Source organism: Kitasatospora sp. NPDC005856, from assembly GCF_040629945.1.
Lineage (GTDB): Bacteria > Actinomycetota > Actinomycetes > Streptomycetales > Streptomycetaceae > Kitasatospora.
Window position 1 is genome coordinate 1 of sequence record NZ_JBEXWT010000047.1, and the last position, 14,593, is coordinate 14,593.

Consider the following 14,593-nt stretch of genomic DNA (forward strand, 5'->3'; position numbering starts at 1 on the left):
GCACCCCGGCGGAGCAGGCCGAGCCCGTCGAGCACTCGATGCCCTGGGTCGAGAGCGAAGGGCCTTCCGGCGTTTCCGGGTCCGTCCCGCCCGGCGCGGTTCCGGGCGGGACACCAGGCCCGTCGGGCCGACCGCCGGAGCGGACGGCCCGACCCGGGCTCAGCGGCCGCGCAGCGCGCGGTAGCGGGCGACCAGCTCCGCGGTGGAGCTGTCCAGCTGCTCGGTTCCCTCGCCGGTGAGCAGCACCGGCTCGATCCGCTTGGCGAGCACCTTGCCCAGCTCGACGCCCCACTGGTCGAAGGAGTCGATGTTCCAGACCGCGCCCTGGACGAACACCTTGTGCTCGTAGAGCGCGACCAGCTGGCCGAGCACCGAGGGGGTCAGCTCGCCGGCCAGGATGGTGGTGGTCGGGTGGTTGCCCTTGAAGGTCTTGTGCGGGACGAGCTCGGCGGGCACGCCCTCGGCCACGACCTCCTCCGGGGTCTTGCCGAAGGCCAGCGCCTGGGTCTGGGCGAAGAAGTTGGCCAGCAGCAGGTCGTGCTGGGCGACCAGACCGGGGAGCAGGTCGGCGACCGGCTCGGCGAAGCCGATGAAGTCGGCCGGGATGACCTTGGTGCCCTGGTGCAGCAGCTGGTAGTAGGCGTGCTGGCCGTTGGTGCCGGGGGTGCCCCAGACCACGGGGCCGGTCTGCCAGCCCACCGGGGTGCCGTCGCGGGTCACCGACTTGCCGTTGGACTCCATGTCCAGCTGCTGGAGGTAGGCGGTGAACTTGGACAGGTAGTGCGAGTAGGGCAGCACCGCGTGGGCCTGGGCGTCGAAGAACGCGCCGTACCAGACGCCGAGCAGTCCGAGCAGCAGCGGGACGTTCTGCTCGGGCGGGGCGGTGCGGAAGTGCTCGTCGACCAGGTGGAAGCCGTCCAGCATCTCACGGAAGGCGTCCGGGCCGATGGCGATCATCAGCGAGAGGCCGATCGCCGAGTCGTAGGAGTAGCGGCCGCCCACCCAGTCCCAGAACTCGAACATGTTGGCGGTGTCGATGCCGAAGTCCTGCACGCCCTGGGCGTTGGTGGACAGCGCGACGAAGTGCTTGGCCACCGCGTCGGTGTCGGCGCGCAGCCCGGTGAGCAGCCAGTCGCGGGCGGAGACCGCGTTGGTGATGGTCTCGATGGTGGTGAAGGTCTTCGAGGCGACGATGAACAGCGTCTCGGCCGGGTCGAGGTCGCGGACCGCCTCGTGCAGGTCGGCGCCGTCGACGTTGGAGACGAAGCGGACGTCGAGGTCGCGCCTGGCGTACGAGCGGAGCACCTCGTAGGCCATCGCCGGGCCGAGGTCGGAGCCGCCGATGCCGATGTTGACGACGGTGCGGATCGGCTTGCCGGTGTGGCCCTTCCACTCGCCGCTGCGGACCCGGTCGGCGAAGGCGGCCATCTTGTCGAGGACCGCGTGCACCGCGGGCACCACGTTCTCGCCGTCGACCTCGATCACGGCGCCGCGCGGGGCGCGCAGCGCGGTGTGCAGGACGGCGCGGTGCTCGGTGTTGTTGATCTTCTCGCCGCGGAACATGGCGTCCCGCAGCTCGGCGACGCCGGTGGCGGCGGCCAGCTCGCGCAGCAGCGCCAGCGTCTCGTCGGTGACCAGTTGCTTGGCGTAGTCCACGTGCAGGTCGCCGACCTGGAGGGTGTAGCGGCGGCCGCGCTCGGGGTCGGCGGCGAACAGCTCGCGCAGGTGGGTGTCGCCCAGTTCGGTCCGGTGCTTGGCCAGGGCGGCCCACTGCGGGGTGCGGTCCAGCGGGGTGCGGGCGTCGGCGCGGGTCTCCGACATCGGTGGGTCCTCGATTCATCTGGGTGCAGAAACCGGCAGGGCCAGGCGTGAGGGTTCGCCGAGGTCGTGCGGGTACTGGTGGTGCGCCGACTCCGTTGACGGCCTGCCCGGGTTCAGCCTATGCAACCCCGGAGCCGGTCCCGCACATTCCGCCCCGCGGGCGCGGACAGTCCGTCACTTCCGTTCGGACCGCAGGTCGAGTCCGCGCAGCACCTGGTCGACCAGCTCCGGATCGGCGCCGAGTTCGCTGCGGGCGGCGAGCATCTCGCGGCGGGAGGCGGCGATCATCTCCTGTTCGACGTCCCGGGCGGCGCGCCACTGGGCCATCCGCAGCTTGGCCTCGGCGGCCTCCTCCTCGGCGTAGTTCTCCGGGCAGAGCCGGGCCAACCGGTCGTGCTGACGGTCCCGCAGGCGGTCGGCGACCTCGGCGGGCAGCCGGTCCTGCTCCTCCAGCTCGCCGAGCCGCTTGAGCCCGGCCTTGGCGGCCCGCCACCAGAGCCGGCGCACGGCCTGCTCGTGCTGGTCCTGGTCGATGTCCAGTTCGAACCGCTTGGCCAGCCAGGGCAGGGTGAGGCCCTGCACCAGCAGGGTGAAGAGCACCACGCTGAAGGCGATGAAGACCAGTCGGCCGCGCTCGGGGAAGTCCTCGCCGGAGTGCAGGGTGAGCGGGATGGCGAGCGCCAGGGCGACGGTGGCCACGCCGCGCATGCCGGACCACCAGAGGATCACGCTCTCCTTCCAGCTGAACGGCGTGTCCTCGTCGTCGCCGGAGCGCAGCTTCTTCGACAGCCAGCCGGCCGGCAGCAGCCAGAGCAGCCGGACCAGGACGACCACCGCGATGACCACGGCGGCGTCGCCGAGGAACCCGGTCCAGCCGCTGCCGGCCTCCTTGAGGACGGTGGCCAGCTCCAGGCCGATCAGGCCGAAGGCGACGCCGGTGATCAGGATCTCGACCACCTCCCAGAAGGCGTTGCCGACCAGCCGGTAGGAGACGGCGTCCGCGTCGGAGGCCCGCTCGGCGAGGTAGAGCGCGCAGATCACGACGGCGAGCACGCCGGAGCCGTGGATCTCCTCGGCGATGGTGTAGGCGGCGAAGGGCACCAGCAGGTTGAGCGCGACCTGCTGGGTCGGGTCGTCCAGGCGCTCGGCGAGCTTGGTGTTGACCCAGCCGAGCGCGACGCCGACCACCACGGCCAGCACCGCGGACAGCACGAAGCGCAGCACCGCGTCGCCGGCCGAGAAGTCGCCGCTGACCATGGCCTCGATGGACAGCGAGTAGATGACGATCGCGGTGACGTCGTTGAACAGCCCCTCGCTCTCCAGGATCGCCACCAGGCGGCGGGGCAGCCCGACGCTCCCGGCCACCGCGACGGCGGCGACCGGGTCGGGCGGGGAGACCAGGGCGCCGACCGCGATGGCGGCGGCCAGCGGCAGGGTGGGCAGCAGCCAGTGCACGGTGCCGGCCACGGCGATCGTGGTGACCGCCACCAGGGCGACCGCCAGCAGCAGGATCGAGCGGGCGTTGGCCTTGAAGTAGCGCACCGAGGAGCGCCGGGCCACCGCGAAGATCAGCGGCGGCAGGACCAGCGGCAGGATCAGCTCGGGCTCGATCGTGACGTCCGGGATCTGTGGGACCAGCGCCATGACGATGCCGAGCAGGGTCATCAGCACCGGCTGTGGCACTCCGGTCTTCCGTCCGAGCGGCATGGTCACCACGGAGGCGAGCAGCACCAGGAAGAACAGGGGCAGCTGGCCCACGGGGAGGTTCCTCTCGTCGACGGACGGCTGAGCGCCGCCCAGGATAAATCTGACAATGCGCCCATCAGTGTCGACACGCCGAACGAGGGCTTGACCTCAAGTGCACTTCAGGTCCGAGCATCGTCGACGCCGGAAGGATCGAAAGTGATCGACGGGGATCAACAGCGGTCGAGAAGGGGCGGGAACAGGCATGAAGGCGGTCACCGTGACAGGGAAGGGCGGCCCGGAGGTTCTGCGGGTCGCCGAGGTGCCCGACCCGGAGCCCGGGCCGGGCGAGGTGCGGGTACGGGTGTACGCCGCGGGCGTGCAGCCGGTGGACCTCGCGATCCGCGAGGGGTTCCGCCCGCCGGGACTGGCGGTCGAGCCGCCGTTCGTCCTCGGCAACGAGTTCGCCGGGGTGGTGGACGCCCTCGGACCGGACGCCGGGGGCTGGAGGATCGGGGACGAGGTCCTGGGCTTCCGGGTGCTGGGCTCCCAGGCCGACCTGGTCGTGGTGGACGCCGGTCGGCTGGTGGCCAAGCCGGCCGGGATGCCGTGGGAGCAGGCCGGCTCGCTCTCCGCTTCCGGCCAGACCGCGCACGTGGCGCTCGGCGCGCTCGGCGTCGGCCCCGGCGACACCGTGCTGGTGCACGGCGCCGCGGGCGGGGTCGGCACGGTCGCCGTCCAGCTGGCCCGGGCCCGGGGCGCCACGGTGATCGGCACCGCGAGCGAGCGCAACCACGGCTACCTGCGGGAGCTGGGCGCGGTGCCGGTCACGTACGGCGACGGGCTGGTCGAGCGGGTCCGGGCGGTGGCGCCGCAGGGGGTGACCGCGGCCTTCGACGCCGCCGGGCGGGGCGCGCTGGAGGCCTCCGTCGAGCTGGTCGCCGACCGGGACCGGATCGGCACCGTGGTCGACTACCCGGGCGCCGAGCGGCTGGGCGTCCGGGGGTTGCGGGGCGAGCGGACGGCCGGGCGGCTGGCCGAGCTGGTGAAGCTCTGGGAGGCCGGCGGGCTGCGGCTGGAGGTCGAGGAGTCGTTCCCGATCGAGCGGGTCGCCCAGGCCCACCGGCTGGTCGGCGCCGGGCACGTCCGGGGCAAGGTCGTGCTGACCATGTGAGCGCGCCCGGCACCCCGCTCCGGGCCGATTGTGAGTTTCGGCCGCTGACCAGGTAATGTTCTCCACGTCAGCAGGCGCCGCTAGCTCAGTTGGTTAGAGCAGCTGACTCTTAATCAGCGGGTCCGGGGTTCGAGTCCCTGGCGGCGCACAGACAGCCGGAAGGCCCTTCGCGAGAGCGAAGGGCCTTCCGGCGTTTCCGGGTCCGTCCCGCCCGGCGCGGTTCCGGGCCGTCGGCGCCGCGCGGTTTCCGCGTCCAGCCGCGCCGCGGATGGCAGGAAAGGTGGGAAACCGGTCATTGCTGCCACCGCCTCCCGTTGGGAGGCTGGTCGCATGAGAGCGCGCAGCGTGGTCATCGTCGTCTTCGAGGGCGTGCAGAGCCTGGACGTGACCGGCCCCCTGGAGGTCTTCGCGGGCGCGGTCCAGGCCTCCGGGCAGCGGGACGCGTACCGGGTGATCACCGCCTCCCCGGGCGGGGGCCCGGTGCGCAGCCACAGCGGACTGCGGCTGCTGCCGGACACGGACCTGGCCGAGGTCGGGCCGGTGCACACCCTGGTGGTTCCCGGCGGGGAGGGCACCAGGCTCGTGGACCCGGCCCTGGTGGCGCGGATCCGGGAGCTGGCCGGACGGGCCGAGCGGGTGGTGTCGGTGTGCACCGGCGCCTTCCTGCTCGCCGAGGCCGGACTGCTGGCCGGGCGCCGGGCCACCACCCACTGGGCCTACGGCGAGGAACTGGCCCGGCGGTTCCCGGACGTCGAGGTGGACCCGGACCCGATCCACGTCCGGGACGGGCGGATCGCCACCTCGGCCGGGGTCACCGCCGGGATCGACCTGGCTCTGGCCCTGGTCGAGGAGGACCTCGGGCGCAAGACGGCCCTGCTGGTCGCCCGCCACCTGGTGGTCTTCCTGCGCCGGCCGGGCAACCAGGCCCAGTTCAGCACCCAGCTGGCCGCGCAGGTGGCGGCCCGGCAGCCGCTGCGCGAGGTGCAGCGGTGGATCGCCGAGCACCCGGAGGCCGACCTCTCGGTCGAGGCGCTGGCCGGCCGGTCGGCACTGTCCCCGCGCCACTTCGCCCGGGCCTTCGCCGCCGAGGTGGGGGTGACCCCGGGCCGGTACGTGGACGGAGTGCGGCTGGAGGCCGCCCGCCGACTGCTGGAGGACACCGACGACGGCATCGAGGAGATCGCGCGCTCCTGCGGCTACGGCACCCCGGAGGCGATGCGGCGCGCCTTCGTCCGGGCCCTGGCCGCCCCGCCCGCCGAGTACCGACGCCGCTTCCGACCCGAACCCACCGGAGGACACTGATGCGCATCGCCATCCTGCTCTACCCCGAGTTCACCACCCTGGACGCGGTCGGCCCGTACGACGTGCTGTCCCGGCTCCCCGGCGCCGAGGTCGTGTTCACCGCCGCCGAACGGGGGCCGGTGCGCAACGACGTCGGCAGCCTGGCGATCACCGCCGACGCCGCCCTGCACGAGGTGGACTCGGCCGACCTGCTGCTGGTGCCCGGCGGCCCCGGCACCCGGGCCCAACTGACGGACCGGACCGTGCTCGACTGGGTGCGGCGGGTGGACGCGACCACCACCTGGACCACCTCGGTCTGCACCGGCTCGCTGATCCTCGGCGCCGCCGGGCTGCTGGAGGGCCGCCGGGCCACCAGCCACTGGGGCGTCCTGGACGAGCTGCCCCGGTACGGGGCGGAGCCGGTCGCGGACGAGCGGGTCGTCATCGACGGCAAGTACGCCATCGCCGCCGGGGTCTCGGCCGGCATCGACCTCGCACTGACGCTGGCCGGCCGGATCGCCGGGGACACCGTCGCCCAGGCGATCCAGCTGCTGATCGAGTACGACCCGCAGCCGCCGTACGCCTCGGGCTCGCTCGCGAAGGCGTCACCCGAGGTGGTCGAGGCGGTGAACCGGCTGATGCAGGACTGAGGGGCCTGCCCGGCAAAGGTCCGCCGGACAGGCCTCAGGACAGCCCCTGGCCGCGCACCGGGGGGAAGGCGTGGCGGCGGGCGGCGGTGGCCACGGCGAGGACGGGGAGCATCAGCGCGAGGACCGTCCAGGGCAGGGCGCCGGTGCCCAGGCCGCTCAGGACCAGGCCGCCGACCACGCCGCCGCCCGCCATCGCGGCGTTCCACAGGGTCACCAGGACGGCCTGGGCGGCGTCCGCCCGCTGCCCGCCCGCGTCGCCGAGCGCGGTCTGCAGCAGGGTCGGGGCGCCGCCCCAGCCCAGGCCCCAGAACAGCGCCGCCACGTACACCGGCGGCGCGCTGCCGGACCACACCGCGAGGACGGCCGCCGTCAGCGCGACCAGCAGCGCGCTGCCGATCGTCAGCCACCGCAGCCGGCGGTGGATGTGCGCGCCGATCAGCCAGACGCTCGCCAGCGAGGCCAGCCCGAAGACCAGCAGCACGGTGCCGGTGGCACCGCCGAGGCCGGCCCGGTCCAGGAAGGGCGCGATGTAGGTGAACAGGATGGTGTGCGCGAGCACCCAGAGCACCGTCACGGTGAGCACCGGCCGCACGCCGGGCACGGCGAGCGCCTCCCGGACCGGCGCCCGCCCATCGGCGGGCTGCCCGGGCTGGTCCGGCAGCAGCGCCGCGATCCAGCCGATCACGCCGACCGCCAGTGCCGTCATGGCCAGAAAGGGCACCCACCAGGCGAGCACCTGCCCGAGGAAGGTGCCGACCGGCACTCCCAGCGACAGCGCGACCGGCACGCCCGCCATCGCCACCGCCATGGCACGGCCCTGCTGTTCCACCGGCACCAGCCGGCGTGCGTAGCCCGCGAGCAGGGCCCAGGCGAGGCCGGCCGCGACGCCCGCGAGGAAGCGGGCGGCCAGCGTGAGCGGGTAGCTGGTGGAGACCGCGGTGACGGTGTTGGCCAGCGCGAAGCCCGCCATCGTGGTGAGCAGCAGCCGCTTGCGGCCCCACGCTGCGGTGGCCGCGCTGAGCGGGATCGCGGTGACGGCGGAACCGATGGCGTAGACGGTGACGGTCTGCCCGGCCGCGGACTCACCGACCCCGAGCGCCTCGCCCATCCCGGGCAGCACGCCGGCGGGCAGGGTCTCGGTGAGACCGGTGACGAAGACGGCGGTGGCCAGGGCGAGCAGGGAAGCGAGCGGAAAGGGCTTGCGGGGTAGCGGAGTTGTGAGCTGCGTAGTCGCCATGGGGACCATGCTCGGACCTCACACCGGTGTCAGGTTCAAGCATGGTCCCGCAGGCCGTCGGCCCGTCGGCCCGTCGGCCCGGCGGCTCGGCGGCTCGGCGGCTCGGCGACTCGGCGACTCGGCGGCTCGGCGACTCGGCGGCTCGGCGGCCCGGAAGCTCACCGGATCACCGGATCACCGGCCGAAGTAGGCGTTGAAGTTCCTGGAGAACTCCTGACCGCCGAACCGGTCCCAGTTGATCGACCAGGCCATCAGCCCGCGCAGGTTCGGCTGGGCACCCGAACGCGGCACGTACGAACCGCAGTTGGCCAGCTTGGTCAGGCAGTCGAGCGCCTTGTTCACCTCGGCCGGGGCGACGTAGCCGTTGCCCGCGTTGGTGGTGGCCGGCATGCCGATGGCGACCTTGGAGGCGGGCAGCGCCGGGAAGACGTTGTTGGTGTTGCCCGCCACCGGGAAGCCCTTGAGCAGCATGTCGGTCATCGCGACGTGGAAGTCGGCGCCGCCCATCGAGTGGTACTGGTTGTCCAGGCCCATGACGGAGCCGGAGTTGTAGTCCTGGACGTGCAGCAGGGTGAGGTCGTCGCGCAGCGCGTGGATGACCGGCAGGTACGCCCCGGCCCTCGGGTCCTGACCGCCCCAGGGGCCCGATCCGTAGTACTGGTAGCCGAGTTGGACGAAGAAGGTCTCCGGCGCCATGGTCAGCACGAAGCCCGGACCGTACTTGGCCTTGAGGGTCTTCAGCGCGGAGATCAGGTTGACGACGACCGGGCTGGTCGGGTTCTTGAAGTCGGTGTCACCGGTGTTGAGGGAGAGCGAGTGCCCCTCGAAGTCGATGTCCAGGCCGTCCAGGCCCCACTTGTCGATGATCGCCGAGACCGAGCCGACGAAGGCGTCCCGGGCGGCGGCGGTGGTCAGCTGGACCTGGCCGTTCTGGCCGCCGATCGAGATCAGCACCTTCTTGCCCTGGGCCCGCCTGGCGGCGATGGCGGCCTTGAACTCCTCGTCCGACTCGACGCCCGGGCACTCGGTGGCAGGACAGCGGTTGAAGCGGATGTCGCCGGAGGTGACGGAGGTGGGCTCGCCGAAGGAGAGGTTGATGAAGTCCCAGGAGTTCGGGACGTCGGCCATCCGGGTGTAGCCGGCGCCGTTGGCGAAGCTCGCGTGCAGGTAGCCGACCAGGGCGTGACTGCCGGCGGGCGGGTTGGTGGGCGTCCCCGTCGGGGTGCCCGTCGGCGTCCCGGTGGGGGTGCCCGTGGGCGTGCCGGTCGGCGTGCCCGTCGGGGTCGCGGTCGGCGAGGCGGTGGCGGTGGCGGTGGGTGTCGGCGTGGGCGTCGGGCTGGGCGCGCCCGGGCCGTCCAGCGAGACGTCGTCCGCGTAGTAGGTGCCCTGGCCGTACCAGCCGTGGGTGTAGACGGTGGCGCTGGTCTGGCTCGCACCGGTGGTGAAGCTGAGGCTGAGCTTCTGGTACGAGCCGCCGGTGCCGGGCGTCCAGGTGCTCGGGCCGCCGCCGTCCACGCCCAGGTAGACGTACGAGCCGTTGACGAAGGCGCTGAGCGTGTAGGTGGTGTTCGGGGCGACGGTGACGGTCTGGCCGCACTGGGCGGTGTCGCCGGCCGTGGCGGCCGCGGCGAGCGCGCGGCCGCCGCCGTGCACCGGGGAGGTGACGACGCTGCCGGAGTTGCCGGTGCAGCTCCAGGGGCCGAGCGAGCCGGATTCGAAGCCGCCGTTGACCAGGAACTCGCCGGCCGAGGCGGCGGGCGCCAGGCCCAGCGTGACGCCGACCAGGGTGGCCGCGGCGACGGCGGAGGCGGTACCGGCGGCGACGGCCGCGCGGCGGCTCCTGACGGGGGTTCCGGGGGTGGGTGTTCTGCGCATGCGGGCGCTCCTGCGATGGCGTGGTCGTGGGGGACGTCCGAGGGCACGCCGGAGCACGCGCCAGTGGGGGGAACGGCCCGGCCTGGCACCCAAGTTGGACTAGACCACTGAAGTGGATCCGGCAGGGCGGTGTCAATGGTCCAGACCGGTTCCCGGCTTCTCCGGTTGCCGGGGGTGACAGCCCGTCGAAGGATGGAGGGGTGACCCCGCCCGGCTACCTCCGCTACCCCCACCTGCACGGTGGCCTGCTCGCCTTCACCGCCGAGGACGACGTCTGGGTCGCCCCGCTGGACCCCGACGCCGCCGGCACCGGCCGCGCCTGGCGCGTCGGCTGCGACCGCACCAGGGTCAGCCACCCCCGCTTCTCCCCCGACGGCACCACCCTCGCCTGGACCAGCTGGCTCGGCCTGACCCCCGAGGTGTGGACCGCCCCGGTCGAGGGCGGCGAGACCTCCCGGCTCAGCTTCTGGGGCAGCCAGGACACCCGGGTACGCGGCTGGCTGCCGGACGGCGAGGTGCTGGCCGTCACCTCCTACCACGAGCCCTTCGGCCACTACACCTGGGCGCACGCCCTGCCGCCGGACGGCTCCCCCGGCCGCCGGATGCCCTGGGGGCCGGTCGGGGACGCCCAGATGAGCCACGAGCGGACGGTGCTGCTCACCGGCGCCGCCCCGCACGAGCCCGCCGCCTGGAAGCGCTACCGGGGCGGCGCCACCGGCCGCCTCTGGGTGGACGGCGAGCGGATCCTGCCCGGACACACCGGGCACCTCGCCGCGCCCATGCCGGTCGGCGGCCGGGTCGCCTTCCTCTCCGACCACGAGGGCGTCGGCAACGTCTACTCCTGCCGCCCCGACGGCACCGACCTGCGCCGGCACACCGACCACGCCTCCTACTACGCCCGCGAGGCCGCCACCGACGGCACCCGGATCGTCTACCAGCACGCCGGCGACCTCTGGCTGCTCGACGGCCTGGACGCCCCCGCCCCGCGCCGGCTGCACGTCCCGCTCGGCGGCGCCCGGGCCGGCCGCCGCCCGTACCAGGTCGGCGCCGCGAGCCAGGTCAAGGACCTCGCCTGCGACCAGACCGGCCGGGCCGGGGTGATCACCGTGCGCGGCAGCCAGTACTGGCTCACCCACAAGGACGGCCCGGCCCGCGTGCTCGCCGACACCCCCGGGGTGCGCACCCGGCTGCCCGTGGTGCTCGGACACACCGGCGAGGCGGCCTGGATCACCGACGCCGAGGGCGCCGACGCGATCGAGGTGACACCGCTGCCCGGCCACGCCGAGCCGCCGGGCCGCGTCGGGCCTCACAAGCACCGCCACCGGGTGCTCGCCGCCGGGCGGATCGGCCGCGTCCTGGAACTCACCGCCTCCCCCGACGGCAGCCGGCTCGCCGCCACCACCTCGAACGGGCGGCTGCTGCTGGTCTCCGCCGCCGACGGCGAGGTGCGCGAGGTGGCCGCCTCCGGCTACGGGCCGGTCTCCAGCGCCCGCTTCTCCCCCGACTCGCACTGGATCGCCTGGTCCGAGCCGGTCGCCGGGCGTTCACTGCGCCGCATCCGGCTCACCCGCGCCGACGCGCCCGCCGCGACCACCGACGTCACCGACGGCCGCTTCGAGGACGAGCAGCCGGTGTTCACCCGGGACGGCCGCTACCTGGCCTTCCTGTCCTGGCGCGGCTTCGACCCGGTCCACGACGTGCACACCGGCGACCTCTCCTTCCCGCTCGGCTGCCGCCCGTACCTCGTCCTGCTGGCCGCCGACACCCCGTCGCCGTTCTCCGCCCCGGCCGAGGACGGCGCCCCGCACGGCGACGGCGACGGCACCGTGCGGGTCGACCCGGACGGCCTCGGCGAACGGCTGCTCCAGTTCCCGGTGATCGCCTCCAAGTACTCGGCCACCGACGCGGTGCGCGGCGGCCTGGTCTGGCTGCGCTGGCCGATCTCCGGCACCCTCGGACAGACCTTCGCCAGCCCGGAGGACACCTCGGGGCGCCCCTCACTGGAGCACTTCGACCTGGCCCGGGGCACCCGCAGCACCCTGGCCGACAGGCTGGACGGCTACGCGGTCTCCGGGGACGGCGGCTCGATCGCGGTCTACTCGGCCGGGACGCTGCGGGTGATCCCGGTCGGCGCCCCCTCCGCCGGGACCACCGTCGACCTGCGCCGGATCACCCACACCGTGCACCCGGCCGCCGAGTGGCGCCAGGCCTACCACGAGGCGGCCCGGATCGTCCGGGACCAGTTCTGGGACGAGCGGATGTCCGGCCTGGACTGGCCCGCGCTGGTCGCCCAGTACGAGCCGCTGCTGGACCGGGTCTGCTCCCCCGACGACTTCGCCGACCTGCTGCGCGAACTCCTCGGCGAACTCGGCACCTCGCACGCCTACGTCACCCCGTCCCGCCGCGCCGAGGGCCCCACGCTCGCCCAGCAGCCGCTCGGCCTGCTCGGCGCCAACGCCCGCCACGCCCCCGACGGCCGCTGGCTGGTCGACCGGGTGCTGCCCGGCGAGACCTCCGACCCGCGCGCCCGCGCCCCGCTGGCCGCCCAGGGCGTCCGGGACGGCGACGAGGTCCTGGAGGTCGGCGGCCGCCCGGTGGACCCGGTGCGCGGACCCCTGCCGCTGCTGGCCGGCACCGGCGGCTCGACGCTCGAACTGGCCCTGCGCAGCGACCCGGACGGCCCGGTGCGGCGGATCGTGGTCACCCCGCTGACCGACGAGCGGCCCATCCGCTACCAGGACTGGGTGAGCAGACGACGCACCCTGGTGCGGGAGTTCAGCGACGGGCGGTGCGGCTACCTGCACATCCCGGACCTCGGCGGCTCCGGCTGGGCGCAGTTCAACCGGGACCTGCGGCGCGAGCTGGACAAGCCCGCGCTGGTCCTGGACGTGCGCGGCAACGCCGGCGGCAACGTCTCCGAGCTGGTGCTGGAGAAGCTCTCCCGGCACGTCCTGGCTTGGGACTTCAGCCGGGACCGCAGGCCGGTGCGCTGGCCCCGGCACGCACCGCGCGGACCGCTGGTGGCCCTCGCCGACGAGGCCACCAGCTCCGACGGCGACGTGATCATCGCGGCGATCAAGCTGCTCGGGCTCGGCCCGGTGATCGGCACCCGCACCTGGGGCGGGGTGGTCGGGATGACCGGGCGCCACACCCTCGGCGACGGCACCCAGATCTCGGTGCCGAAGAACGCCTCCTGGTTCGGCGGCGGGCTGGGCTGGTCGGTGGAGAACCGGGGCGTCGAGCCGGACGTGCACGTGCTGCGCACCCCGCGCGACTGGGCCCGGGGGCGCCATCCGGAACTGGTCGCGGCCGTCCAGCTGGCCCTGGAGCTACTGGAGGACGCGCCCGCCGCGGCGCCCCCGCCGGAGTCCACGCCCCGGCCGGACCTGCGGCGACCGCCGCTGCCGCCGCGTACGAGGTGACCCCGGCGTGCGGGGACGCCCGGCACGAGGTGATCCGCGCGCCGGGGTTGGTCCGCGCGCCGGGGTTGGTCCGCGCGCCGGGGTGATCCGCGCGCCAGGGTGGTCCCCGCACTCAGCCCCAGGGATCGCCCTCGGCGGTCATGTTCTCGGCGGCGCGCCGGTCGTCCTCCTCCTGGGCGAGCCGCTCCTGCTGCTCCCGGGTCCGCTCGACGTCGTTGCTGTACGCGTCGGCGGCCTCGTCGTGGGCGAGGGCGGCGCGCTGGGCGGGCTCCTGCCCGGAGGACTCGTGCTGCTGCCGGTGGAACAACCTGTCGAAGATGCCCATGACTCCTCCAAACGGGACGGACGGGAGGTCGGAATACCGGGCTGCCCCCACTCTCACACCGGGTGCCCACGGGCGCACCTTGAGCCTTTGGTCCCTGGTGGACGCGCCCAACGGCCGTAGCCGCGGGCCCCCGGACGGCGCAGATTGGGACCGTCGGCGAAATCGACGCCACCCTCTGGAGCCCGCTGTGACCGTCGTACATCCCGGAAGCCACGCCCGGCGCACCGCCGAGGACCCGCACGACGGACCGCGCCGGCGGGTCGGCCCGCTGGCCGCCCTCGACGGCCGGCTGCCCGGCGCCCACGACCTGCTGCTGATGCAGTGCCCCAGCTCGCTGCGGCCCCTCGCGGGCGGCGAACTGCCGGACTGGGCACGGGCGGTGCTGCGGGCGCACCCCTGGGTGACGGTCGGCCGGGCGCCCACTGTGGTCGGCAACCCGGTGGACCTGCCGCACCCGCAGCGCTGCACCCGGGACCCGGAGGCGGCGCCCGAGCTGTGGTTCCCGGTCACCGTGCGCGGCCCGCGCCCCGGGCAGCGGCTGGACGCGCTGGCCCCCTGGGCGGCGGTGGCCCGGACGCTGCGGCCCGAGCAGCTCGTCGAACGGCGCGAGCGCCTGGCCCCGGAGCGGCTGGCCGGCATCCCGGCGCTGGCCCTGCTGCCGGAGGTCGGCCGGCTGGTCGCGGACCACCGGCTGCCCTGGGGCCCGATCGGCGCGGTCGGCTACGAACTGGGCAGCGGCGTACCCGTGAGCGGACCGCTCAGCCCACTGCGGCTGGTGCTGCGCTGCCCGCAGCCGATCAGCCGGCGCGACGCCCTGCAGCTGCGGCGGGCACTGACCAAGCTGCCGGTCCCCGTGCAGGCCGAACTGGAGACCCGGCACGGCTCGGTCCAGCTGGCCGAGTACGCCTCCGGCGCCCACACCCTCACCCTGCTCACCCCGGACGGGCCCCGGGAGGTCCACGACCCGTGGTTCCCCCGGGGCCCGTTCGTCTGACCGGCCGGACGGCCGCGGGCGGGCGGGCGGCTGCGGACGGGCGACTGCGGGCGGCTCCCGCCGGGGTCAGGGCAATCTCGGAGTTGGCGCGGCGGCGTGGCACTCGTGAGGATGGAGTGTCCTCCGTCCTT

General features: G+C 74.2%; 10 protein-coding genes and 1 tRNA gene. 6 read left to right on the plus strand and 5 right to left on the minus strand.

Annotated elements, in window-relative coordinates; genetic code table 11:
* Nucleotides 1–159: 159 nt before the first annotated feature.
* Nucleotides 160–1,821, minus strand: a complete 1,662-nt coding sequence (gene pgi / locus ABZ449_RS25470) for a glucose-6-phosphate isomerase (RefSeq protein ID WP_360350094.1) — start codon at nt 1,819–1,821, stop codon at nt 160–162.
* Between the two features lie 174 nt (nt 1,822–1,995).
* A complete protein-coding gene (locus ABZ449_RS25475; RefSeq protein ID WP_360350096.1) occupies nt 1,996–3,579 on the minus strand; it encodes a Na+/H+ antiporter in 1,584 nt (527 codons plus the stop codon).
* Nucleotides 3,580–3,769: 190 nt separating this feature from the next.
* On the opposite strand from ABZ449_RS25475, the gene ABZ449_RS25480 reads away from it, so the two are divergent.
* The 4 genes from ABZ449_RS25480 to ABZ449_RS25495 all read left to right on the plus strand — a co-directional run bounded on the left by ABZ449_RS25480 (nt 3,770) and on the right by ABZ449_RS25495 (nt 6,609).
* Nucleotides 3,770–4,678, plus strand: a complete 909-nt coding sequence (locus ABZ449_RS25480) for an NADP-dependent oxidoreductase (protein ID WP_360350098.1) — start codon at nt 3,770–3,772, stop codon at nt 4,676–4,678.
* 74 nt (nt 4,679–4,752) lie between these two features.
* Nucleotides 4,753–4,826 (plus strand) — tRNA-Lys (locus ABZ449_RS25485).
* A gap of 182 nt (nt 4,827–5,008) precedes the next feature.
* On the plus strand, nt 5,009–5,980 hold the full coding sequence (locus ABZ449_RS25490; RefSeq protein ID WP_360350101.1) for a GlxA family transcriptional regulator: 972 nt from the start codon (nt 5,009–5,011) through the stop codon (nt 5,978–5,980).
* Nucleotides 5,980–6,609 carry a DJ-1/PfpI family protein gene (locus tag ABZ449_RS25495; protein WP_360350103.1) on the plus strand — a complete coding sequence of 210 codons (630 nt, stop codon included), beginning with the start codon at nt 5,980–5,982 and terminating at the stop codon, nt 6,607–6,609. Before ABZ449_RS25490 ends, ABZ449_RS25495 begins: the two co-directional genes overlap by 1 nt.
* Nucleotides 6,610–6,643: 34 nt before the next feature.
* Here ABZ449_RS25495 and ABZ449_RS25500 read toward each other — a convergent pair whose 3' ends face one another.
* Together ABZ449_RS25500 and ABZ449_RS25505 are read right to left on the minus strand one after the other, a co-directional pair.
* Nucleotides 6,644–7,846: an MFS transporter gene (locus tag ABZ449_RS25500; protein WP_360350106.1), complete on the minus strand. Its 1,203-nt coding sequence runs from the start codon at nt 7,844–7,846 to the stop codon at nt 6,644–6,646.
* Between the two features lie 174 nt (nt 7,847–8,020).
* Entirely contained in the window at nt 8,021–9,721 is a 1,701-nt protein-coding gene (locus ABZ449_RS25505; protein ID WP_360350109.1) for a glycosyl hydrolase family 18 protein, read from the minus strand.
* A gap of 200 nt (nt 9,722–9,921) precedes the next feature.
* On the opposite strand from ABZ449_RS25505, the gene ABZ449_RS25510 reads away from it, so the two are divergent.
* Nucleotides 9,922–13,143, plus strand: coding sequence for a S41 family peptidase (locus ABZ449_RS25510; RefSeq protein ID WP_360350112.1), 3,222 nt, complete (start codon nt 9,922–9,924; stop codon nt 13,141–13,143).
* A gap of 112 nt (nt 13,144–13,255) precedes the next feature.
* Here ABZ449_RS25510 and ABZ449_RS25515 read toward each other — a convergent pair whose 3' ends face one another.
* Nucleotides 13,256–13,468, minus strand: a complete 213-nt coding sequence (locus ABZ449_RS25515; protein WP_360350115.1) for a hypothetical protein — start codon at nt 13,466–13,468, stop codon at nt 13,256–13,258.
* A gap of 187 nt (nt 13,469–13,655) precedes the next feature.
* On the opposite strand from ABZ449_RS25515, the gene ABZ449_RS25520 reads away from it, so the two are divergent.
* On the plus strand, nt 13,656–14,462 hold the full coding sequence (locus ABZ449_RS25520) for a phosphoribosyl-dephospho-CoA transferase MdcG domain-containing protein (protein ID WP_360350118.1): 807 nt from the start codon (nt 13,656–13,658) through the stop codon (nt 14,460–14,462).
* Nucleotides 14,463–14,593: the final 131 nt, after the last annotated feature.

Excerpts from the sequence above, each read along its gene's own strand:
- ABZ449_RS25500 (WP_360350106.1), bottom strand. The coding sequence starts at position 7,846 with ATGGCGACTACGCAGCTCACAACTCCGCTACCCCGCAAGCCCTTTCCG.
- ABZ449_RS25505 (WP_360350109.1), bottom strand. The coding sequence starts at position 9,721 with ATGCGCAGAACACCCACCCCCGGAACCCCCGTCAGGAGCCGCCGCGCG.
- ABZ449_RS25495 (WP_360350103.1), top strand. The coding sequence starts at position 5,980 with ATGCGCATCGCCATCCTGCTCTACCCCGAGTTCACCACCCTGGACGCG.
- pgi (WP_360350094.1), bottom strand. The coding sequence starts at position 1,821 with ATGTCGGAGACCCGCGCCGACGCCCGCACCCCGCTGGACCGCACCCCG.
- ABZ449_RS25480 (WP_360350098.1), top strand. The coding sequence starts at position 3,770 with ATGAAGGCGGTCACCGTGACAGGGAAGGGCGGCCCGGAGGTTCTGCGG.
- ABZ449_RS25515 (WP_360350115.1), bottom strand. The coding sequence starts at position 13,468 with ATGGGCATCTTCGACAGGTTGTTCCACCGGCAGCAGCACGAGTCCTCC.
- ABZ449_RS25490 (WP_360350101.1), top strand. The coding sequence starts at position 5,009 with ATGAGAGCGCGCAGCGTGGTCATCGTCGTCTTCGAGGGCGTGCAGAGC.